This window comes from Bradyrhizobium sp. 18BD (assembly GCF_054185225.1).
On the sequence record NZ_JAVAYL010000005.1, the window covers coordinates 300,614 to 320,486 of the forward strand.

The 19,873-nt window shown below is 64.5% G+C and carries 25 protein-coding genes; 18 read left to right on the top strand and 7 right to left on the bottom strand.

The genetic code is table 11. The annotated features are described in order from the left end of the window. The first annotated feature begins 7 nt into the window (after positions 1-7). The 5 genes from RAD16_RS12020 to RAD16_RS12040 all read left to right on the top strand — a co-directional run bounded on the left by RAD16_RS12020 (position 8) and on the right by RAD16_RS12040 (position 3,671). The gene (locus RAD16_RS12020; protein ID WP_458158076.1) at positions 8-976 is read left to right on the top strand and encodes a YVTN family beta-propeller repeat protein; all 969 of its coding nucleotides are present in this window, start codon (positions 8-10) and stop codon (positions 974-976) included. Then, positions 973-1,779 (top strand): ABC transporter ATP-binding protein, encoded by an 807-nt coding sequence (locus RAD16_RS12025; protein WP_458158077.1) that lies wholly within the window; start codon positions 973-975, stop codon positions 1,777-1,779. The genes RAD16_RS12020 and RAD16_RS12025 overlap by 4 nt, the downstream gene beginning before the upstream one ends. Next, positions 1,776-2,624, top strand: coding sequence for an ABC transporter permease (locus RAD16_RS12030; RefSeq protein WP_458158078.1), 849 nt, complete (start codon positions 1,776-1,778; stop codon positions 2,622-2,624). The genes RAD16_RS12025 and RAD16_RS12030 overlap by 4 nt, the downstream gene beginning before the upstream one ends. Beyond that, a complete protein-coding gene (locus tag RAD16_RS12035; RefSeq protein WP_458158079.1) occupies positions 2,621-3,235 on the top strand; it encodes a hypothetical protein in 615 nt (204 codons plus the stop codon). Before RAD16_RS12030 ends, RAD16_RS12035 begins: the two co-directional genes overlap by 4 nt. A 136-nt stretch (positions 3,236-3,371) precedes the next feature. Beyond that, entirely contained in the window at positions 3,372-3,671 is a 300-nt protein-coding gene (locus RAD16_RS12040; RefSeq protein ID WP_458158080.1) for a copper-binding protein, read from the top strand. A gap of 263 nt (positions 3,672-3,934) precedes the next feature. Here RAD16_RS12040 and RAD16_RS12045 read toward each other — a convergent pair whose 3' ends face one another. Together RAD16_RS12045 and RAD16_RS12050 are read right to left on the bottom strand one after the other, a co-directional pair. Then, positions 3,935-4,492, bottom strand: a complete 558-nt coding sequence (locus RAD16_RS12045; protein ID WP_458158081.1) for a PQQ-dependent catabolism-associated CXXCW motif protein — start codon at positions 4,490-4,492, stop codon at positions 3,935-3,937. Next, positions 4,489-5,370, bottom strand: coding sequence for a substrate-binding domain-containing protein (locus RAD16_RS12050; protein WP_458158082.1), 882 nt, complete (start codon positions 5,368-5,370; stop codon positions 4,489-4,491). The genes RAD16_RS12045 and RAD16_RS12050 overlap by 4 nt, the downstream gene beginning before the upstream one ends. 129 nt (positions 5,371-5,499) lie before the next feature. On the opposite strand from RAD16_RS12050, the gene RAD16_RS12055 reads away from it, so the two are divergent. Both RAD16_RS12055 and RAD16_RS12060 read left to right on the top strand, forming a co-directional pair. Beyond that, entirely contained in the window at positions 5,500-6,426 is a 927-nt protein-coding gene (locus RAD16_RS12055) for a quinoprotein relay system zinc metallohydrolase 2 (protein WP_458158083.1), read from the top strand. 73 nt (positions 6,427-6,499) lie between these two features. Continuing rightward, positions 6,500-7,315, top strand: a complete 816-nt coding sequence (locus RAD16_RS12060; protein ID WP_458158084.1) for a quinoprotein dehydrogenase-associated SoxYZ-like carrier — start codon at positions 6,500-6,502, stop codon at positions 7,313-7,315. A gap of 13 nt (positions 7,316-7,328) precedes the next feature. On the opposite strand, the gene RAD16_RS12065 is transcribed toward RAD16_RS12060, so the two are convergent. Continuing rightward, positions 7,329-7,688, bottom strand: a complete 360-nt coding sequence (locus RAD16_RS12065) for a hypothetical protein (RefSeq protein WP_458158085.1) — start codon at positions 7,686-7,688, stop codon at positions 7,329-7,331. 87 nt (positions 7,689-7,775) lie between these two features. Here RAD16_RS12065 and RAD16_RS12070 point away from each other — a divergent pair, with 87 nt between their 5' ends. Genes RAD16_RS12070 through RAD16_RS12090 form a run of 5 tightly spaced genes read left to right on the top strand, consistent with a single transcriptional unit; the run spans position 7,776 to position 11,434 of the window. After that, a complete protein-coding gene (locus RAD16_RS12070; protein ID WP_458158086.1) occupies positions 7,776-8,756 on the top strand; it encodes an ABC transporter substrate-binding protein in 981 nt (326 codons plus the stop codon). 1 nt (position 8,757) lies between these two features. Then, a complete protein-coding gene (locus RAD16_RS12075) occupies positions 8,758-9,495 on the top strand; it encodes an ABC transporter permease (RefSeq protein ID WP_458158087.1) in 738 nt (245 codons plus the stop codon). After that, positions 9,485-10,213 carry an ABC transporter ATP-binding protein gene (locus RAD16_RS12080; protein WP_458158088.1) on the top strand — a complete coding sequence of 243 codons (729 nt, stop codon included), beginning with the start codon at positions 9,485-9,487 and terminating at the stop codon, positions 10,211-10,213. Before RAD16_RS12075 ends, RAD16_RS12080 begins: the two co-directional genes overlap by 11 nt. Before the next feature lie 47 nt (positions 10,214-10,260). Beyond that, positions 10,261-11,058: a pentapeptide repeat-containing protein gene (locus tag RAD16_RS12085; protein WP_458158089.1), complete on the top strand. Its 798-nt coding sequence runs from the start codon at positions 10,261-10,263 to the stop codon at positions 11,056-11,058. Between the two features lie 28 nt (positions 11,059-11,086). Continuing rightward, positions 11,087-11,434 carry a hypothetical protein gene (locus RAD16_RS12090; protein WP_458158193.1) on the top strand — a complete coding sequence of 116 codons (348 nt, stop codon included), beginning with the start codon at positions 11,087-11,089 and terminating at the stop codon, positions 11,432-11,434. Between the two features lie 150 nt (positions 11,435-11,584). On the opposite strand, the gene RAD16_RS12095 is transcribed toward RAD16_RS12090, so the two are convergent. From RAD16_RS12095 to RAD16_RS12110, 4 genes are all read right to left on the bottom strand, one after another. Beyond that, on the bottom strand, positions 11,585-11,794 hold the full coding sequence (locus RAD16_RS12095; RefSeq protein WP_458158090.1) for a hypothetical protein: 210 nt from the start codon (positions 11,792-11,794) through the stop codon (positions 11,585-11,587). A gap of 237 nt (positions 11,795-12,031) precedes the next feature. Then, positions 12,032-12,937 carry a hypothetical protein gene (locus RAD16_RS12100; protein WP_458158091.1) on the bottom strand — a complete coding sequence of 302 codons (906 nt, stop codon included), beginning with the start codon at positions 12,935-12,937 and terminating at the stop codon, positions 12,032-12,034. A 24-nt stretch (positions 12,938-12,961) separates the two neighbouring features. Then, positions 12,962-13,042 carry a pyrroloquinoline quinone precursor peptide PqqA gene (gene pqqA / locus RAD16_RS12105; protein ID WP_012029362.1) on the bottom strand — a complete coding sequence of 27 codons (81 nt, stop codon included), beginning with the start codon at positions 13,040-13,042 and terminating at the stop codon, positions 12,962-12,964. Between the two features lie 170 nt (positions 13,043-13,212). Further along, complete coding sequence (locus RAD16_RS12110) at positions 13,213-13,605, bottom strand: EF-hand domain-containing protein (RefSeq protein ID WP_458158092.1); 393 nt, start codon at positions 13,603-13,605, stop codon at positions 13,213-13,215. Positions 13,606-13,938: 333 nt separating this feature from the next. Here RAD16_RS12110 and RAD16_RS12115 point away from each other — a divergent pair, with 333 nt between their 5' ends. The 6 genes from RAD16_RS12115 to RAD16_RS12140 all read left to right on the top strand — a co-directional run bounded on the left by RAD16_RS12115 (position 13,939) and on the right by RAD16_RS12140 (position 19,827). Further along, a complete protein-coding gene (locus RAD16_RS12115; protein WP_458158093.1) occupies positions 13,939-15,603 on the top strand; it encodes a methanol/ethanol family PQQ-dependent dehydrogenase in 1,665 nt (554 codons plus the stop codon). Positions 15,604-15,613: 10 nt separating this feature from the next. Next, entirely contained in the window at positions 15,614-15,970 is a 357-nt protein-coding gene (locus tag RAD16_RS12120; RefSeq protein ID WP_458158094.1) for a c-type cytochrome, read from the top strand. Positions 15,971-15,978: 8 nt separating this feature from the next. Beyond that, positions 15,979-16,896 carry a substrate-binding periplasmic protein gene (locus RAD16_RS12125; protein WP_458158194.1) on the top strand — a complete coding sequence of 306 codons (918 nt, stop codon included), beginning with the start codon at positions 15,979-15,981 and terminating at the stop codon, positions 16,894-16,896. Positions 16,897-17,151: 255 nt separating this feature from the next. Further along, entirely contained in the window at positions 17,152-18,165 is a 1,014-nt protein-coding gene (locus RAD16_RS12130) for an FUSC family protein (RefSeq protein WP_458158095.1), read from the top strand. Positions 18,166-18,274: 109 nt separating this feature from the next. Further along, on the top strand, positions 18,275-19,264 hold the full coding sequence (locus RAD16_RS12135) for a Bug family tripartite tricarboxylate transporter substrate binding protein (RefSeq protein ID WP_458158096.1): 990 nt from the start codon (positions 18,275-18,277) through the stop codon (positions 19,262-19,264). A 137-nt stretch (positions 19,265-19,401) separates the two neighbouring features. Beyond that, positions 19,402-19,827: a hypothetical protein gene (locus RAD16_RS12140; RefSeq protein WP_458158195.1), complete on the top strand. Its 426-nt coding sequence runs from the start codon at positions 19,402-19,404 to the stop codon at positions 19,825-19,827. Positions 19,828-19,873: the final 46 nt, after the last annotated feature.

Genomic DNA, 19,873 nt, shown 5'->3' on the forward strand with positions numbered 1-19,873 from the left:
GACTCAGATGTTACGCATGTGGCGCGTGGGGTTGCTGTCCGGAGTGGCGCTGGCGGCGGCGCCCGCACATGCGTTCATCGCCTATGTCTCGAACGAGAAGAGCAACACGGTCTCGGTGATCGACACCGATAGCTGGACCGTGACCAAGACCATCAAGGTCGGTCAGCGCCCGCGCGGCATCGATTTCACCCGCGACGGCAAGTTCGTGATGGTCGCGGTCGGCGATGACGACACCATCCAGGTGATCGACGCCAAGACGCAAAGCGTGGTGGACAGCCTTCCCTCCGGGCCCGACCCCGAGCTGTTCGCGCAGGATGCCGCCGGAAAGATCCTCTACGTCGCCAACGAGAACGACAACACGGTCACCGTGATCGACCTCGATAAGCGCACACGCCTCGGCGACATCCAGGTCGGCGTCGAGCCCGAGGGCATGACCATCAGCCCAGACGGCAAGACGCTGATCAACACCTCCGAAACGACCAACATGGCGCATTTCATCGACACCGCCTCGCGCCAGATCGTTGCCAACGTGCTGGTTGACGCCCGGCCGCGCTTTGCCGAGTTCAAGCATGACAGCTCGGAGGTGTGGGTGTCCTCGGAGATCGGCGGCACGGTGTCGATCATCGACCCCGCAAAGCACGAGGTGATCGGCAAGGTCAATTTCGAGATTCCGGGCTTGCGGAGAGAGGCCATTCAGCCGGTCGGCATCGGCATGACCAAGGACGACAAGACCGCCTTCATCGCGCTCGGCCCCGCCAACCGCATCGCCGTCGTCGACGTCGCCTCGCGCAAGGTGACGAAATATCTGCTGGTCGGACAGCGCGTCTGGCACATGGCCTTCACGCCTGATGAAAAATACCTGCTCACCACCAACGGCGTGTCGAACGACGTCTCCGTCATCGACGTCGCCGCGCAAAAGGTGATCAAGACCATTCAGGTGGGCGAGCTGCCCTGGGGTGTCACGATCGCGCCATGACCAGCCCAGCCCCCATCACCGAACCACAGGCGGCGCCACGGCCCGATCCGGCGGCGGTGCCGGCGCTGGCGATCGACCGCGTCAGCCATTCCTATGGCTCGCGCCGGGCGCTGATGGATGTGTCCTTCAACGTGCAGGCTGCGAGTTTCACGGCGCTGCTCGGCCTCAACGGCGCGGGCAAGAGCACGCTGTTCTCGCTGATCACGCGCCTGTTCGGCATCCAGACCGGCCGCGTCTCCATCTTTGGCCACGACATCAGCAAGAGTCCCGGCGAAGCGCTGCGGCTGCTCGGCGTCGTGTTCCAGCCGCGCACGCTGGACCTCGATCTGTCGCTGACGCAGAACCTGCTCTATCACGCCGCTCTCCACGGCATCAGCCGCCGCGACGCCGCCACGCGCAGCGCCGAGCTGCTCGCACGCATCGGGCTCGACGAGCGCGCCGCCAGCAAGGTGCGCGATCTCTCCGGTGGACAGATGCGGCGGCTGGAGATCGCGCGCGCCCTGTTGCATCGGCCAAGGCTGCTTCTGCTGGACGAGCCGACCGTCGGCCTCGACGTCAAGGCGCGCGCCGACATCATCAGCCATGTGCGCCAGCTCGTAACCGAGCAAGGCATCGGTGTGCTCTGGGCGACGCACCTGTTCGACGAGATCCTGCCCGGCGACGACCTCGTGGTGCTGCACCAGGGCAAGGTGCTGGCGCAGGGACCGATGAACCGCGTCATCGCCGAGGCCGGCGCGCAGGACGTCAACACCGCCTTCATGCGCCTGACCGGCGCGCAAACCATGCCGGGAGGCGGCGCATGAGCAGCATCACCACGCGTGAGGCGCAGCACGGCTTTTCGGCCTCGGAATACATGACCTGCCTCACCGGCATCGTCTGGCGCGAGGGCCTCCGCTTCCTGCATCAGCGCGAGCGCTTCGTCTCGGCGCTGGTGCGGCCGCTGGTGTGGCTGTTCATCTTCGCCGCCGGCTTCCGTCAGGTGCTCGGCATCTCCATCATCCCGCCCTACGAGACCTATATCCTCTACGAGGTCTATATCGCGCCCGGGCTGATGGCGATGATCCAGCTCTTCAACGGCATGCAGTCCTCGCTGTCGATGGTCTACGACCGCGAGATGGGCAATATGCGCACACTGCTGGTGAGCCCGCTGCCGCGCGGCTTCCTACTGTTCTGCAAGCTGCTGGCGGGGACCGCGGTGTCGCTGCTTCAGGTCTATGCGTTCCTGCTGATCGCCTGGTTCTGGGACATCACGCCGCCGCCATCAGGCTATCTCACCGTGCTGCCGGCGCTGGTGCTGTCCGGCCTGATGCTGGGCTCGCTCGGCATGCTGATCTCCTCCGGCATCAAGCAGCTCGAGAATTTTGCCGGCGTGATGAACTTCGTGATCTTCCCGATGTTCTTTGCCTCATCGGCGCTCTACCCGCTCTGGCGGGTGCAGGAGGGCAGCCCCTATCTTTATTACATCTGCGAGGCCAATCCGTTCACCCATGCGGTCGAGCTGATACGGTTTGCGCTGTACGGACAGGTCAACTGGATCTCGCTGGCGGCGGTGGCGGGCTGCACAATCGTCTTCATGATCGGCGCGATCTATGCCTATGATCCCTCGCGCGGGCTGGCGCGACGGGGGCCTGCGGGAGGCGAAGGATGACTTTTCGGGTTCTGGCCATGGCGGTTCTGGCACTAGGGCTCGCGAGCATCGCCGCGCGCGCGGCCGATCCGCGCTATCCCAGCTGGCCCTGCGCCCAGGCCAAGGTTCCCGAGATCTCGCTCGCCGCCGTTTGGGCCGGCCCGCCGCTCGACGACGCCGAAACCAAATGGAAGAACGATGCGAAGATCACCGCGCTGGTCGCAAAACTGTCGGCACGCAAGACGCCGATGGACGAGGCCGAGAAATCGGTGAAGGAATTCCTGGCCGGCTCCGCCGCTGCCAAATCCGCCAATGCAAAGATGCTGTTTGCCGGCCTGTTCGACACGCTCAATGCGCAGCGCTCCCAGGTCATGAGCGGGCTCGAACGCGTCAGCCGCAAGCAGCGCGATGCCGCCGACAAGATCCGCGAGGAAACCATTCAGCTCCAGGCCCTACAGGGCGCAAGCTCGCGCGACGACACCAAGGTCGAGGCCCTCAGCAACGAGCTGATCTGGAAGACCCGCATTTTCGAGGACCGGAACAAGGTGGTGCGCTTCGTCTGCGAGGTTCCAACCGCGATCGACCAGCGTCTGTTCGCGCTCGGACGCGTCATCCAGCAGGAGATGGAATAGCGTCAGCCTCGCTGACGGCTCGTAAAGAGTTCCCGCAGGTTCAATGCCAGCGGTAACCTTTGCCGCGCTATCTGCCGGAACCAAATCGCTCTAGGATGTCTTGTCGCTGTGAAGCTCGAAATGCCGGGAGGCCTCGATGGGAACCACGAAATTCAGCCTCGCAGGCGCTGCGGTCATCAGCATGATCGCATCCAGCGCCTTCGCCGACGACATGACCGGAATGGTCACCAGGATCGATCGGCTCAACAATACGATCTCGATCCAGCAGACGCAGAAGGGCACGGTCGGCGGCAGCGCAGGCGGCGCCGGCCCGTTGCAGCAGTTCAAGGCGAAGGACGCCGCGATGCTCGATGCGGTGCATGCCGGGGATCGGGTGACGTATTCGGCCACCGACAATAACGGCACGGGGACGCTGACCAAGCTGCAGAAGCAGTAGGGCTGAGTCTTCACCTCTCCCCATGCGGGGAGAGGTGTGTGCATCACCGCGCGTCGAGCGGTCGATATACGCGAAGCTGCACCCACATCGTCATTGCGAGCGCAGCGAAGCAATCCAGAGTCGCTCCGCGGAAAGATTCTGCTTCGCTGCGCTCGCGATGACGAGGAGAAAGCTGCGCATCTCTCCGACGTCACCCTCGCGGAGACTCCCCCTCACCCCCTCTCCCCGCAAGCGGGGCGAGGGAGCGCACCCGCACTCGATCATTACTGCTCCGGCCGCGGTTCGGGCTGCGCCTCCTCGGTCGGCAGTTTCGCGCGCTCCCAGGCGTCAGTGCCGTCGGGATACCAGGCGATGTTGGAATAGCCGTAAGCCAAGGCGCGCTTGGCGGCGTTCCAGGACATCCAGCAATCGGCGAGGCAATAGATCACCAGCAGCGCCGCCTTGTCGTCGCGCGAGGCACGCGCCAGACCGCGCTGGAAATAATCATCCATGGCCGGCGGCAATGCGCCGTAGCCGGTATCCGGCAGCCATAGGCTACCAGGAATGTTTCTGTGCGGCATATCGCGCCACACCGTGCCTTCGGGCAGGTTCTTCGGCTTCGGCGCGCGCGGCAGCACGTCGATAAAGGCGCCGCTCTTGGCTCGCCAGATCGCCTCGGCCTCCGCGGTGTCGAGCACGCGCGCGCCCGCGAGCGTCGCCGGCACCGGCGCGCGATAATTGTCGGTGCGATAGCCCTCGGGCTCGAACGGCTCCTGCTGCTGCGCGAGCGCCGGCGCCGCCAACAGGGCGGCAACCAGCGCAGCGGCAACGCGCCGCCTCATGGCGTCTTCTTGGCCGTCTCCGCGCCGAGCGGCTTGTCACTCTCGTCCAGCAGCGGGACGCCGAAGTCGAGCAGGATCTTGTTGATCTCGCCCTGATTCTCCTGGATCAGCTTGTTGAGCTGCCGCTTCCAGTTCTGGTCGGCCGGCCGCACGCCCATGCCGATACGATAGACCAGCTTCGGCCCCGAGGTTTCCTTCACCAGCGGCGTGACATGCAGCGAGCCTGCCTTCTTCGCGTAATAGCCTGCCATCGGTCCCCACAGCACGCCGGCGTCGATCTTGCCGGCCGCGAGGTCATCGATCATCGCCTGCGCGGAATTGTCGTAGCGCGTGTCGATCATCAGCGGATACGGCTTTGCATCCCCCATCAGGCCCGCGAGCGCCATGTTGGTGGCCGGCGGCGTGCCGGCGACGATGCCGACATGCTTGCCCTTCAGCCGCGCATCCTCGAGCGTGTCGACCTCCTCGAGCCCGCCGCCCGCTTTCGAGACCAGCGCATAGGACGTGCGGTAATAGGGATTGGTGCCCTGCACCAGATCGTCGCCCTGCGGAAAGCCCATGATGACGTCGCAGCGATGCGCACCCAGCGTCATCCGCACGAAACCGGTCGCCTGCGGAAAGAACACGTAGTCGAGCTTCTTCTGCAGCTTGTCCGCGAACAATTCGGCGAGCTTGTTCTCCAGCCCCTCGCCCTTCTCGTTGGAGAACGGCAGATTGCGCGGATCGGCGCAGACACGCAGCACTTTTGGGTCGACCAGCTCGAACGAGAGGTCGCCCGTCTCGCTCGTCTGCGCCACGACGACATCGCCAAGCGCGCAGGATGCGACCAGGACCAAAAGTGAAAACAACCAGCGACGATGTCGTCCGGCCTCCGTCATCGCGCTTCCTCCTCATTTTGTTTGAATGTTATCCATGCAACGCATGACGCGCCATGTTTTGCCAAACTTTGCGCTGGCTTCATGTTGCTGCAGTGCAATGCGCGCAACCCTTTGAACTGAGGCGGAAAAGTGTCTCGCATCGCTCTCGTGATCGCAGCCTTGTCCCTGCTGGGGCTCACAACGCTAGCATGCGCCGGGGGAGCCGAATTGCCTGTGAGCGAAGTCGCGCCGGGAATCTTCGTGCACTCCGGGACCATTGCCCTGATGACCCGCGAGAATGAGGGCGACATCGCCAATGTCGGCTTCATCGTCGGCGAGGACGCGGTGGCCGTGATCGACACCGGCGGAAGCCTGCGCGTAGGCGAGGCGCTGCTGGCGGCGGTACGGGCCCACACAGGGAAGCCGATCCGCTACGTCATCAACACCCATGGCCATCCCGACCATGTCTTCGGCAATGCGGCGTTTGTCGCGGAGGGGATCAGCTTCGTTGGTCACAGCAAGCTCGCCCAGGCGCTGGCAACGCGCGGGTCTTATTATCTCGATAATTTTCGCCGCATCATGGGCAGTGAATTAATCGATCCCGTGAAGATCGTGCCGCCAACTGTGTTGGTTAAAGATACGCTGGCGCTCGATCTGGGATCGCGCCGCCTGACCTTGCGGGCATGGCCGGCCGGGCACAGCGACAATGATCTCACGGTGTTCGACGAGATGACCAGGACGCTGTTCGCGGGCGATCTGGTCTTCCGTCGCCATATTCCGGTGATGGACGGCAGCATCCGCGGCTGGCTCCGTACGATCGGGGAACTCGAGACAATCCCAGCGCAGCACGTCGTCCCCGGTCACGGCCCTGTGAGTGACTTGCCTGCCGCACTAGCCGACGAACGGCGTTATCTCGCGACGCTGCTGGCGGACGTGCGGGCGTCGAACAAGAAGGGCGAGCCGATCCGGACCGCAGCCGACAAGGCGGCCGCCGGGGAGCGGCCGAACTGGGAGCTGTTCGACGACTACAACGCCCGCAACGCAACCGCAGCATTTTCGGAAATTGAATGGGAGTAGCGGGCGCGCTACTCTGAAGGCAACGGGATCAGCTACGCTGCCCGGACTGCTTCGTCCGCTCGGGATCATGACCATGACGGGATGCACTCGTCGCCTGCTGATCGCCGCACTGCTCGGCATTGCGTTCGCCGTGCCGGCGCAGGCTGAGGAGGCCTATGATCCCTGGCCGGGCCTGGTGCAGGACATCTTCAGCAACCGTCCGATGAACGACGGCAGTGACGTCATCGGCATCGAGATGCCCTATCGCGCCGAGGACGCTGCGATCGTCCCGGTGACCCTGCGCAGCAAGCTGTCGCCGGCAGATAGCCGCCGCATCCGCTCGATCACGCTGGTGATCGACCGCAATCCCGCGCCGATGGCGGCGAAGTTCGAGCTTGGCGCGGATGCCAATGTCACCGAGATCTCCACGCGCGTGCGGGTCAACAACTACACCGACGTGCACGCGGTCGCCGAGCTCAGCGACGGCCAGCTCTACGTGTCGAAGGTGTATGTGAAGGCCTCGGGCGGCTGTTCGGCACCCGCAGGCAAGAATGCCGAGGAAGCCAACAACCGCCTCGGACAGATGCGCTACCGCCAGTTCGCGCGCGAGGAAGCGCCGGCGAGCCGCGTCCGCGAGGCGCAGATCATGATCGGCCATCCCAACAATTCCGGCCTGCAGATGGACCAGATCACGCAGCTCTATATTCCCGCCTTCTTCGTCAACCAGCTCAAGCTGACGCAGGACGACAGCCCCGTGCTGTCGATGGAAGGCGGCATCTCGATCTCGGAAGATCCCAATTTGCGCTTCACCTACGTCTCGAACGGCGCCAAGCGCTTCCGTGCGGAGGCCAAGGACACGGACGGACACGTATTCCGTAACGAGTGGGATGTGGAGAAGCCGGGGACTTAAGTCCCTCGGACCGTCAGAAGCACCTCACCTCGGCTTCTGCCTGCGCGCGGCGCAAATCATTCACCGCCGAATTCGCCTGCTCCGAGGTCCGGAACTGGACGCCGAGATTGCCGCGTACCTGGGACATGCTCAGCGCGGTCTCGGCGGTGACGTAGCGGTCGTAGGATACAATTGAAGCCACCACGTCGATCGAGCAGGAACATTGCTCGATCGACTGCCGCGACTCGCCGTTGGCCTTCATGCAGCCATAGACGTATTCGGCGCGCGCCGACGTCGGATAATCATTGGCCTCCTCGGCCCGCGCCATGGAGGCGGTCGCCGCCAATACCGCCAATGCGGCGACAATCGGTCGTAGCTGTCCCTCCAGATTCATGAGCGTCCTCCCGCTGGTTGCGACGGAAGCTATGCTATGCCTATTGTCCTGAAAAGCACTCGTTTCGAGGAAACGGCTCACAAGGCGATGAGAATTTTGGGACGACCATTGGCGCTGGCGGTGACGCTGGCCCTGACGCTGACCACACCGGGCCGCACTGCGGAGACGATCCGCCTTGCAGTGCAGAAGACCGGAACATTCTCGTGGGAGCTGGCCACCATTCGCGCCGCAGGCCTCGACAAGGATGCTGACCTCTCGCTCGACGTGACCGAGCTTGCGAGCCCCGAAGCCGGCAAGATCGCGCTGCGCGCTGGCAATGCCGACATCATGCTGTCGGACTGGCTGTGGGTGTCGCGCGAGCGCGCGCTCGGCGCCAAGCTCACCTTCTATCCCTATTCCAGCGCGCTCGGCGCGGTGATGGTGCCGGCGTCCTCGCCGCTGAAGACGCTCGCCGATTTGAAGGGCCGGAAGCTCGGCGTCGGCGGCGGCGCGATCGACAAGAGCTGGCTGCTGCTGCAGGCACGGATGAAGCAGGACGGCATCGACCTGAAGTCGGACGCAACGATCGCCTATGGCGCCCCGCCCCTGATCGCCGCCAAGGCGCTCGACGGCGAGATGGATGCGAGCCTCAATTTCTGGAATTTCTGCGCCCAGCTCGAGGCCAAGGGCTTCAGGCGCCTCGCCGGAATCGAGGACATTTTGCCGAAGCTGGGCGCCAAGGGCGCGGTCTCGGCCGTCGGCTATGTCTTCGACGAGAATTGGGCCGCCAGCCACAAGGACGCCGTGGCGCGCTTCATCGCGATGACCCGCAAGGCAAAGCAGTTGCTGACCAGCTCGGACGCGGCCTGGGAGAAGATCGCCCCACTCACCGGCACGAGCGATGCCACCATGCTGAAGACCTATCGCGATCGCTATCGCGACGGCATTCCGCGCCGGAGCATCGCCGATGAGGAGGCCGATGCGCGCGTGCTCTACCGCGTGCTGGCCGACATCGGCGGTCGCGATCTCGTCGGCCCCGCGGCCGAGCTCGATCCCGGTACCTTCTATCACGCAGTCCCCGGAGACTGACGTGCTGCGCTTGCTCTCGTTTGCCCTGCTTCTCGTGATCTGGTGGATTGCTGCGCTGTTCGTCGGCGGCGCAAAGCTGCCCTCCCCGCCTGATGTGCTGCAGGTGATGATCGCGGAGGCATCGAGCGGCGCGCTGTTTCTCCATCTCGGCGCCACGCTGGCGCGCGTCATCCTCGCCTTCGTGCTGGCGATGTCGCTCGGCAGCGCGATCGGTTATCTCATGGGCCGCGTGAAGCTCGCCGACCGGCTGGGCGATCCCTGGCTGATCCTGCTGCTCAACCTGCCGGCGCTGGTCGTGATCGTGCTGGCCTATATCTGGGCCGGGCTGACCGAGGCGGCCGCGATCGCGGCGATCGCCATCAACAAGCTGCCGACCGCCATCGTCACCTTGCGCGAAGGCACGCGCGCGCTCGACCGCTCGCTCGACGAGATGGCGACCGTGTTCGCGATGCCGCGCTGGCGCGCGTTTCGCCACGTCGTGCTGCCGCAGCTTGCGCCCTATGTCGCGGCCTCGGCCCGCTCAGGTCTGTCGCTGGTCTGGAAAATCGTGCTGGTCGCCGAGCTCCTCGGACGGCCGAACGGCGTCGGCTTCGAGATCGGCGTCGCCTTCCAGCTGTTCGACACGCCGCGCCTGCTGGCCTATTCGCTGACCTTCGCCGTCGTTGTGCTCGTCATCGAGACCTTGCTGGTGCAGCCGTTCGAAGCCCGCGCAACACGGTGGCGGCCCCGTGCGGCTTGAGGTCCAGATCGCGGGCAAAACCTACAGGAGCGCCGCGGGCGATACGCACGAGGTGCTGGCGCCGGTCAGCTTCGCGCTCCAATCGGGCGAGGTCGGCGTGCTGATCGGCCCCTCCGGCTGCGGCAAGAGTACGATGCTGCGCATCATCCTCGGGCTCGACCGCGATTTTCAGGGGCGCATCGCGCGGCCGCCGGAGGCGCGCATCGGCATGGTGTTCCAGGAGCCGCGGCTATTACCGTGGCGCTCGGTCGAGCAGAATGTGCGGCTGGCGGCGCCTGACGTCAGCGACGCAAAACTGTCGGAGCTGTTCAAGATCCTCGAGCTGGACGCGCATCGCAGCCACTTTCCCGGCGAGTTGTCGCTGGGCCTTGCCCGCCGCGTCGCGCTGGCGCGCGCGTTTGCGGTCGAGCCCGACCTGCTTGTACTCGACGAGCCCCTCGCCTCGCTCGACGATGCGCTCGCCGGCCGCCTGCGCGACGAGATCGCGACGCTGGTGGCGAGCCGTCCGGTGATGACGCTGCTCGTCACCCATAGCCTCGACGACGCCGTACGTCTTGGCGACCGCCTGTTCTTCCTGTCGCCGCGGCCAGCTCGGATTCTTGCCGAGGTGCCGATCACCATCCCGCGCGCCGCGCGGGGTGAAGCCGAGATCGCCGCAATCAAGGCCGGTCTGGTGGGGCGGACGCAGGGCGAGCAGACCGGGCGAGATCTCTCATAGGCACCCGCGCCGCCTGCGTGCTAAAATCGACGTGAAAGCGGAGCCTGATGATGAAGGCAACAGCCGCCCTGACAGCGCTCGGCGTGGTGCTCGCCGCACAAACGGCCACCGCACAGGACATGATGCGCGATGTCGACCTCACCTCGCCTGCGATGGTGTCGGCCGAGATGAGCCGGGCGGAGGTCGAAGCCATGCTCGCAAGGACGAGCGCGACCATGCCCGCCGACTTCACCGGCAAGCGGCTTTCGGGCCTCGACCTGTCGGGCCTCGATATGTCCGGCGCCATTTTTCGCGCGGCGCGCCTGAACAAGACCAGGCTCGCGGGCGCTCACCTCGATCGCGCGATCCTGGATCAGGCCTGGCTGCTGGAGGCCGATCTCACCGGTGCGAGCCTCAAGGGTGCCAATCTGTTCGCCGCGCAAATGGCACGCGCCCACCTTGACGGCGCCGATCTGACGGGTGCGCGCATCACCGCCGACCTCACCGGTGCAAGCCTCAAGGGGGCCTCGATCGCGGAGGCGCAACTTGGCGCCGACATGCGCAACCAGTCGATGGGGCTGATGCGTGCCGTCCTGCGCTCGGCCAATCTAACAGGCCTCAACGCACGCAACGCCGACCTCTCGCGCGTCGATCTCGAATTCGCTGTGCTCAAAGGCGCCGATCTCACCGACGCCTCGCTCAAAAGCGCCCAGCTCGGCGGCGCCGACCTCAGCGGGGCAACCGTCATCGGCACCGATTTCGAAGGTGCCGATCTCGTCTCGACCAGGCTGATCGCGCCGATCGGTCTTGACCGCGCCAAAAATTTCGACAAGGCAAGAAACAGCGAGCGCGTCATCAGGGAATGACGGCGTGATGTGGGAGGAGCGGCTGATGATGCGTTGGGGTCTGGCTTTGATCGTCATGATGGCATGCGCCGGCGGAGCCGCCGCGCAGAGCAAGGGCAAGGGCATCCGGCTCTGGAATCTGACGACCGAGACGATTTCCGGCTTCCAGCTTTCGCCGGCCGGCAAGACCGACTGGGGCCCGAATCAGTGCCTGAACGACAAAGACAAGGAGGTCGACCACGACGAGCGGCTGCGCATCACCGGCGTCGAGCCGGGCCGCTACGACGCGAAGGTCAGCTATCCCAATTCACGGCAATGCATCGTCCATGATATCGAGATCAAGGCCGACGCGGTGTTCTCGATCGCCGACAAGGATTTGAAGGACTGCAGCAAGTAGCGACCAAACCCTCATGGTGAGGAGCGCGAAGCGCGTCTCGAACCATGAAGGCCCGGCTGATGCAGCCCGGCCTCGATCCTTCGAGACGCCGCTTCGCGGCTCCTCAGGATGAGGGGCTAGACTGCCCGGGACTCGGCCAACGCCCGCAGATCACGCCTTGTCATTCGGGTGCGGATATTCGCAGCGCCAGCGCACCGCCTGCCACTTCGGGTGTTCGCCGACCCATTGCGCGATATAGGGCGGCGCGGCCATCGCGCATTGCGCCGGTGAGCCGCCATAGTTGAACACCAGGTGCTGCTCCTCGCAGGTCGCAGGCGAGAGCACCGCACACACAGTCACCACAAGGTCGATCGGATTCATGCCGGGATCCTTACGCGGGCGCGATGGAGGTTAGCACGAAGGGTTACGTTCCAGGGAGCGGGAAGTTTCAATATGGGCGGCGGGTTTTCCTTCTCCCCGCTTGCGGGGAGAGGGTCAGGGTGAGGGGGCTCTCCGCGGGGACGCAATCAGTTAAGCTCGTGGAGAGTCCCCCTCACCCGTAATTTGCTGCGCAAATTCCGGCCTCTCCCCGCAAGCGGGAGAGGCGAAGAGCCCGCACTAGAAGTTAACGCCGAACACCAGCCGCGCCTGATGCCGCTCGAAATTGACGAGGTCGAGATTGCCGCCTGATCCCGCCGGGCGGCCCCAGGCCTGCATGCTCCAGCTCAGCGTAAGTCGCGACTTCTCGGATAGCTGGAAGTACGCGGTGGGACCAACGAACAGTGCCTGACCCGAGAACTCGCCGAGACCGATGCCCTCATATTGCCGGAAGTAGCGCATCTCACCGCCGAGCAGCACATTGGGGCGCACGCGCACCATGCCGCCGAAGGCGGCGCCGATGGTGGAGCTCTTCTCGGACAGCCCTGCCACCTCGAAACGCGCCCATTCCGGCTGATAGATCAGATTGAGCGCGCCGATGACGAAGTTCGGAACGAGCTCGCGGTCGAAGGCAAGCGTGAAGTCGGTGCCGTACATCCGCCCCTTGGCGCCGCTGGTCTCGTCGATGCGGTCGCCATGGAGCTCGGCGGCAATTGTGAGCCCGAACGGCGCGCGCTCGCGGTCGAGCAGCCGATAGCGCAAATCGAGCGAAGCGCCCTGGAAATTGAACTGGCGGCGGTCGTCGAGATCGGGGACGCCGGTGATGTCGTGGAGGGTCGCGGTGCCGCCGACCTCGATGCGGAAGTTCGGCAGCGGGACAACCTCGATCTCCACTTCCTGCTGGAGGGCGCGATAGGTGCCGCCGCCCTTGCCGAAGCGCCCTGTCGTCTCGGTCTGGAATTCGCGCTCGCCGGGATTGCCGACATCGGTCCCGATCATGAAGCCGAAGATGTGCTCGGTATCAAAACCCTCTTCGGCACCGGCACATGCGGGCGTGAGCGCAATCGTGCAGGCAATAATGGTCCGGAATGTCTGGGCTCTCGCGCGCATCCCGAACACTACCACGGCTTCGACGGCATTTGCCATCGAAGCCGCGGCAGGTCGTCAGTCTTACTTGCGCGCAGCGCAGGCGTACATGTTGATTTCCATGCCGACCGGCACTTCCACGATCTTCGGAGCTTTCCAAGCCATTCGGGTCTCCCCAAGTATTGAGCGCGACATCGCGCGGGGCAAAACCTAGGGCTGCGTCAGGCACAGCGCAAGTCTGGAATCAAAGCGCCAACACAGCGAAGTGCCGCATAACGCTCGCGAATTTCCCTCTCGGGCAAATCGTCTTCGCTCCCAGTCAAGCGCCGTGTCTCTCACCGCAACAGCCGCAACAGCGCGCGGCCTGCGCGCGAATTCAGCTCCTTCGCATCCAGCGTCCCGTCCTTGTCGGGATTGGCGGCGTTGAAGCGCTGCTCGACCACGGCCAGGTATTCGTCGAGCGTAAGAGTCCCGTCGTGATCGGGATCAGCGGCCGCGAGTTCTTTCGCCGTTAATCGTCCGCGCAATTCGCGCGCGTCCAGCGTGCCGTCGTGATCGGGATCGAGCTTGGCGAACAATGCGGTGGCGGCCTTCTTCACCTCGGCGAGATCAAGCGTGCCGTCATTGTCGGTGTCGAACATTTTGACGGCGTTGCCGGATGCCGACCAGGCCGGACCGGACAGCACGGCAAGCGTGAGCGCAAGCGCAACAGAGCGACGCGATATCATTCAGACCTCCCTGACCAAGAGCCCCGATTCGAGCGGGATCGAGACACTTAAGTCCGCATGCGGCTCCAGGTTCAAGCCCGGAATTGGAAGCGACTCGAGAAATGGAACCCGGATACGCGCGCTTCTCGCATCGCGCCAATCTTCGCGCGATGGAAATTGGTGCAGCGCATTCGCGCAAGACGAGCAAAATTCATCGAGGATTACCGCGCGCAGCCTGGCATCTGGCGTCCAACATATCGGCGACGTGTTTTCGACTTTCGTATTGACGGGTTTTGCGTTCGGGCGGAGTGTTGCACTCGCAGCGTCAAAAGGCGCGCATATTGGGAGGAACGGATGAAACGCTTTGCGATGGCCGCGAGCCTCGTCATGCTTGCATCGACGTGTGCAAACGCCCAGACCACCGAGCAGCTGGTCAAGGGTGCGGCCGATACATCGAACGTTCTCAACTACGGGATGGGCTATAATCTGCAGCGCTTCTCGACGCTGAACCAGATCAACAAGGACACCGTCAAGAATCTCATCCCGGTCTGGAACTACTCCTTCAACGACGATCGCAGCGAGGAATCGCAACCGCTGGTGTATCAGGGCGTGATCTACGTGACGTCGCACAATGCGACCATGGCGGTGGACGCCAAGACCGGCAAGCAGATCTGGAAATCCAAGATCGAATATCCCGCCGAGACGCCGCGCATCGTCTGCTGCGGCATCATCAACCGCGGCGCAGCGCTCTACGACGGCAAAGTGTTCCGCACCACGCTCGACGCCAACGTGATCGCGCTCGATGCCAAGAACGGCAAGGAGCTGTGGCGGCAAAAGGCGGCCGACATCAAGGAAGGCTATTCGATGACGGTGGCCCCGCTGGTCGCCGATGGCGTCGTCATCACCGGCATCTCCGGCGCCGAGTTCGGCACCCGCGGCTTCATCGACGGCTGGGATCCGGCAACGGGCAAGCACCTCTGGCGCACCCATTCGATCCCCTCACCGGAGGAGCCGGGCGGCGACACCTGGAAGGGCGATACCTGGAAGCTCGGCGGCGGCTCGACCTGGATCACCGGATCCTACGATCCCGAGCTGAACACGGTCTATTGGGGCATCGGCAATCCCGGGCCGTTCAACTCGGCGGTGCGTCCCGGCGACAACCTCTACACCTGCTCCGTGCTGGCGATGGATCCCAAGACCGGCAAGATCAAGTGGCACTACCAGTTCTCGCCGAACAACCCGTTCGACTATGACAGCGTCGCCGAGATGGTGCTCGCCGACATGAACGTCGAGGGCAAGCCGACCAAGGTGCTGATGGACGCCAACCGCAACGGCTTCTTCTACGTGCTCGACCGCACCAACGGAAAGCTGCTCGCGGCCAATCCTTACGTGAAGGTGAATTGGGCAACCGGCATCGACATGAAGACGGGACGCCCGATCGAGACGGACGTTTCGAAGGATGCGCGCGACGGCAAGAAGGTCACGGTCTATCCGTCGATCCTCGGCGGCAAGAACTGGGAGCCGATGTCGTTCAATCCGCAGACCGGCCTCGCCTACGCCAACACGCTCGCCTTCGGCGGCAGGTACAAGACCGAGCCCGTCACCTTCAAGCAGGGTGAATGGTATCTCGGCATGGACCTCACCGACCTCTGGGAATGGGGTGACGGCGCGCGCGGCCATCTCAAGGCGATCGATCCCATGACCGGGAAGGCGAAATGGGAAGCACCAAGCGACATCCCGCGCTTCTCCGGCGTGCTGTCGACCGCGGGCGGCGTCGTGTTCACGGGCGCGCTGACCGGTGAGTTCGAAGCCTTCGATGCCGACAGCGGCAAGAAGCTCTGGCAGTTCCAGACCGGCTCCGGGATCGAGGGACAGCCGGTGACCTGGCAGCAGGACGGTGTGCAATATGTCGCGGTGACGAGCGGCTATGGCGGCGTCTACTCGCTGTTCTCCGGCGATGAACGGCTTGCCAACGTGCCGCCGGGCGGCTCGCTGTGGGTCTTTGCGGTCAAGCAGTAACCACGGTGCGATGCTGAGAGAAGGACCTCACAAGACGGTGGCGATCCTCGCCACCGTCGCGGTGCTCACGGTCGCGCTTGCGGCGACCGTTCGTGCCGCGGACGACGCAACCGGCAATCCGCTGCAGGCGCAGATCGACCATGGCAAGTCGACCTATGCCTCGAAATGCTCGCACTGCCATGGCCCCAACATGATGAATTCCGGCACCATCACGCCGGACCTACGCATTTTCCCCGACGACAAGACGCGCTTCGTCACCACCGTGAAGAACGGCAAGAACAACAAGATGCCGCCCTGGGGCGACATCCTCAGCGAGGATGAGATCGGCGATCTCTGGGCCTTCGTCTCAAGCCGGAGGAAGCCGTGAAGGGCTGGATGACGGCGTGGAGCCTTGCCGCAGCGCTCGCAGCGACAGCAACGCTCGCGCGCGCCGCCGATGAGCCGCTGAAGGTTTGTTTCGACGAGGACCGGCCTCCGCTCTCGGTACACCACAAGGGCAAGCCGGACGCCGGCTTCGACGTGCTGCTGGCGCAGGCGATCGCGGAGCGGATGGGACGGCCGCTGAAGATCCAGTGGTTCGAGAGCAAGCTGGATGAGGATTCCAGCCCGCAGCTCGAGGCCAATGCGCTGCTCTCCGACGGCCGCTGCTCGCTGGTCGGAGGCTACGCGCTGACGACGGATTCCCTGGTCAAGCCCGGCATGAAGACGGCGCGCCTGCCCGACTTTGCCGGCGCCACCCGCGACGACCGACGCCGCCGCGTTGCGCTCGGCGTGCTGACGCCGAGCCAGCCTTACGTCTATTCGCCGATGACGGTCGTGCTCGGGCCGAAGGCGAAAGGCCGCAAGATCGGCGATATCGGCGACCTCGCCGGGCTCCGTCTCGTCATCGAGAGCGGATCGCTGGGCGACGCGATCCTGATGACGTTCGACAAGGGGCGCCTGATCGACAGCATCACCCATCTCGTCCCCGGCCGAGACGACCTGCTCGGTGCACTTCAGCGTGGCGACTATGACGCGACCTTGATCGACCTCGCGCGCTTCGACGCCCACCGCGCCGCACATCCGGACACGACGATCACGGCGTCCGGCTATTACTATCCGATCGGCGCCAATCGCGGCTATGTCGCCCTCGCCAGCGACGGCGCCTTGCTCGATGCGGTCAACAAGGCGCTGACGGGACTTGCCGCCGAGGGCAAGGTCGCCGAGTTCGGCAAGCAGGCCGGGCTGACCTATCTGCCGCCGCGCGAACCCGCGATTTTGGGCGATGTCTGGATGAAGATCATTCAGAGGTGACGGGAGACGCCTCGTGTGCCGCCGCGTCCGCGGCACAAGACCGAAGTTTCGCGCGCGACCGCATCAACCTCGTCATTGCGAGCGCAGCGAAGCAATCTAGAATCTTTCCGCAGGTACCAGTCTGGATGCTTCGCTGCGCTCGCAATGACGGAGTGTGGAGTGGCGACCGCATACCTCTAGCCCAACGGCATCGACTCGCCTAGCGGCGCTCCGAAACGTATGATGGCTGCGTTTCATTTGCCCCTCTGGTGCCCCGTGAATTTCCCGACCGCCGCAGGCCTGCGCGACATCATCGCCCGCGAGATCAAGACCGCCGAGCTCTTGCGCGCGCTGATCGTTGTCGGCCCCATGGTCGTCGCCTATTTCATCGCGCGTGAGACGGCCCTGCTGAATCTCGGCCTCGTCGCAGTCTCGCTGCTCATTCCGGCGCTGAGGCAGCATTTTCCGCCGAAGGTCGTTGCGTGGCATTACCTCGCGATCCTCGTCACCTTCGCCGCACTCTTCCTGGCAGCCCCGGTCAAGCCGCTGTTCGTCGTGCTGACGGCGCTTGCCGGCTTCCTTGCAGTCGCGGGAACGCGCTATGGCGAGCACTTCCGTACGCTCGGCAATTGGGTGTTCATCCCTGCCGTCTATCTCGCCTGTGAAGTGCGGGAGGGCGTCAGCGCTTCGGAAGCGATGCGCCATGCCGGTGTGATCATCGTGTCCTCGCCGATCGCGCTGGCGCTGGTCTGCGGTATCCAGATTTACGATCAGCGGCGGCGCGGCAACGCCGCCACGTCGTTCGGACCGCCCGCGGCCGAGTGGTTTCTGCCCGCAGCCTCAACCGCCATGGCGGTCTTCGCCGCGGCGGCGCTAGTCGAGATCCTCAACCTTGCGCAGGGGCGGTGGGTGATGTGGTCTGCCGCGAGCGTCGTGGTCGGCGATCTCACCGCGTCCACCGGCAAGCTGAAGCAGCGCGCGATCGGCGCCCTTGTCGGCGTGCCGCTCGGCTTTCTCGCCGGCCTCGTTCTCCCGCAAAGCCGCGTCGGCTACGCGATCGCGGTGCTTGCGGCCACCCTCACCCTGATCTCGTTCTCCCGCTACATCGTCGGCTTCGGCCTGCGCTGTTTCTTCATAGCGCTCGCCGCATCCTTTGCCGGCGGCGCCAGCGGGATTGCGGAAGAGCGCATCGTCAATGTGCTGATCGGCGGCACTTTTGGCCTGATTGCGGTGGCTCTGACCGACCTCGTCTGGCAACGGATCACGCGGAAGGCACCATCGTCCGGGTGACGGAAAATGACCGCTGCGCGGCCTGATCGAATGCGCCAATCTGTCTCGCCTGCCGCCCATGGCAGCGCCAGCCCGATGCAGTAGGTTCGGCCAAAATCAGGAGGGAATCATGTCTGCCAAATTCGATCGCCGCCACTTCATCGCCGCCGGTACCACGGCACTCGCGATGCCGTTCGTTGCGCGCAGCGCCTCGGCGCAAGGCACTTGGCCGTCGCGACAGATTCGCATGATCTGCAGCTATCCGGCCGGCGGCCAGACCGATTTGCTCGCGCGCGCCTATGGTGAATTCATCTCCAAGCAGGTCGGCAAGACCGTCGTCGTCGAGAACAAGCCCGGCGCCGCTGGCGCGATCGGCACGGCGGAGGTCGCCCGCGCCGAGCCCGACGGCCACACCATGCTGTGCTCGATCTCGACCACCTACATCATGAACCGCGTGGTGATGAAGAATCCCGGCTACGACATGGACAAGGATTTGACGCTGGTCAGTGTCATTCCGGGCGCCGGCCTGCTGCTCGTCGCGAACCCTAAGACGGGCGTCAAGACGCTGGAGGATTTCGTCGCCTTCGCGCGCAAGAACGGCAAGGTGAATTTCGGCACCTACAGCGCGGGCTCGTCGCCCCACATGACGATCAACGAGCTGAACAAGCAGTACGGCCTCAACATCGAGCCGGTCCATTATCGCGGCGAAGCCCCGATGTGGACGGGCATGCTGGAAGGCACGCTCGATGCCGCCATGGGCAGCTATACGGCGGCGCAATCGGTGCTGCAGAGCGACCGCGGCACCGTGTTCGCCGTGCATTCGAAGAAGGTCGATGCGATCCCGGCCGTCAAGACGCTGCCCGAGCAGGGCGCGACGTCGAAATTCTTCACCGTGAGCGGCTTCTCCGGCTGGGCGGTGCCGAAGGCGACACCGCAGCCGGTGGTCGATCGCCTCGCCGAGCTCTGCGTCGCCGCCAACAATGATCCGAAGGTGAAGGAGGTGCTTGCAACCTTCGTGCTCGAACCCGCGATCGGCTTCAAGGAAACCAACGAGCTGTATCAGCGCGAGCTGCCGATCTGGATCGAGAGCGCAAAGTCGCTCGGCCTCGAGCCGGCTTGAGCCCCGCGGCTCCGCGGGCAGGCCTCCCTGCCCGGCCCGGCCCGGCCTCCGACCAAAGCCTAGTGTCGGAAATCGATTTGCCGGCTATGATGATGCGCTGCCGCCGGAAGAGCGGCGCGGACGAGAAGGTCGATCGCATGAAACCCGATGCCGTCGCCGTGGCCGCCCTGGTCATTCTGCTTTTTCCCATGGGCTATTTCCTGCTGGCATCTCCAGCTTTCCTACTCGTGAAGCTCGACATCCCTCCGGTCACGCAGCTGTTGCGCGGGATGTTCGACATCCAGTTCAGAATGATGAGCGTTTCCGGCGTCATCGGGACCGCGGCATTTCTCCTCGCCGGTCGGCCGCTTTTCGCAATCGGCATCGGCCTGATCGCGGCGTTCGCGATCTGGGGACGCAAATGGTTCATGCAACGGATGGATGACCACCTCGACGCCAGGGATGCCGGCGATATCGACGCCGTGCGAAGGCTGCGCCGATTGCACTGGAGCGGGATGCTCTGCAATGCGGTCCTGATCGCGGCTCTCGTGGCGAGCATTCCCTACGTTGCCACGACCGCGTGAGAGGATTGCGCGCGGTCTACGACGGCTGCGCACGGCGAGCCGCAAG

Excerpts from the sequence above, each read along its gene's own strand:
- RAD16_RS12020 (WP_458158076.1), top strand. The coding sequence starts at position 8 with ATGTTACGCATGTGGCGCGTGGGGTTGCTGTCCGGAGTGGCGCTGGCG.
- RAD16_RS12025 (WP_458158077.1), top strand. The coding sequence starts at position 973 with ATGACCAGCCCAGCCCCCATCACCGAACCACAGGCGGCGCCACGGCCC.
- RAD16_RS12030 (WP_458158078.1), top strand. The coding sequence starts at position 1,776 with ATGAGCAGCATCACCACGCGTGAGGCGCAGCACGGCTTTTCGGCCTCG.
- RAD16_RS12035 (WP_458158079.1), top strand. The coding sequence starts at position 2,621 with ATGACTTTTCGGGTTCTGGCCATGGCGGTTCTGGCACTAGGGCTCGCG.
- RAD16_RS12040 (WP_458158080.1), top strand. The coding sequence starts at position 3,372 with ATGGGAACCACGAAATTCAGCCTCGCAGGCGCTGCGGTCATCAGCATG.
- RAD16_RS12045 (WP_458158081.1), bottom strand. The coding sequence starts at position 4,492 with ATGAGGCGGCGCGTTGCCGCTGCGCTGGTTGCCGCCCTGTTGGCGGCG.
- RAD16_RS12050 (WP_458158082.1), bottom strand. The coding sequence starts at position 5,370 with ATGACGGAGGCCGGACGACATCGTCGCTGGTTGTTTTCACTTTTGGTC.
- RAD16_RS12060 (WP_458158084.1), top strand. The coding sequence starts at position 6,500 with ATGACGGGATGCACTCGTCGCCTGCTGATCGCCGCACTGCTCGGCATT.
- RAD16_RS12065 (WP_458158085.1), bottom strand. The coding sequence starts at position 7,688 with ATGAATCTGGAGGGACAGCTACGACCGATTGTCGCCGCATTGGCGGTA.
- RAD16_RS12070 (WP_458158086.1), top strand. The coding sequence starts at position 7,776 with ATGAGAATTTTGGGACGACCATTGGCGCTGGCGGTGACGCTGGCCCTG.
- RAD16_RS12085 (WP_458158089.1), top strand. The coding sequence starts at position 10,261 with ATGATGAAGGCAACAGCCGCCCTGACAGCGCTCGGCGTGGTGCTCGCC.
- RAD16_RS12090 (WP_458158193.1), top strand. The coding sequence starts at position 11,087 with ATGCGTTGGGGTCTGGCTTTGATCGTCATGATGGCATGCGCCGGCGGA.
- RAD16_RS12095 (WP_458158090.1), bottom strand. The coding sequence starts at position 11,794 with ATGAATCCGATCGACCTTGTGGTGACTGTGTGTGCGGTGCTCTCGCCT.
- RAD16_RS12100 (WP_458158091.1), bottom strand. The coding sequence starts at position 12,937 with ATGGCAAATGCCGTCGAAGCCGTGGTAGTGTTCGGGATGCGCGCGAGA.
- pqqA (WP_012029362.1), bottom strand. The coding sequence starts at position 13,042 with ATGGCTTGGAAAGCTCCGAAGATCGTGGAAGTGCCGGTCGGCATGGAA.
- RAD16_RS12110 (WP_458158092.1), bottom strand. The coding sequence starts at position 13,605 with ATGATATCGCGTCGCTCTGTTGCGCTTGCGCTCACGCTTGCCGTGCTG.
- RAD16_RS12115 (WP_458158093.1), top strand. The coding sequence starts at position 13,939 with ATGAAACGCTTTGCGATGGCCGCGAGCCTCGTCATGCTTGCATCGACG.
- RAD16_RS12120 (WP_458158094.1), top strand. The coding sequence starts at position 15,614 with ATGCTGAGAGAAGGACCTCACAAGACGGTGGCGATCCTCGCCACCGTC.
- RAD16_RS12125 (WP_458158194.1), top strand. The coding sequence starts at position 15,979 with ATGACGGCGTGGAGCCTTGCCGCAGCGCTCGCAGCGACAGCAACGCTC.
- RAD16_RS12135 (WP_458158096.1), top strand. The coding sequence starts at position 18,275 with ATGTCTGCCAAATTCGATCGCCGCCACTTCATCGCCGCCGGTACCACG.
- RAD16_RS12140 (WP_458158195.1), top strand. The coding sequence starts at position 19,402 with ATGAAACCCGATGCCGTCGCCGTGGCCGCCCTGGTCATTCTGCTTTTT.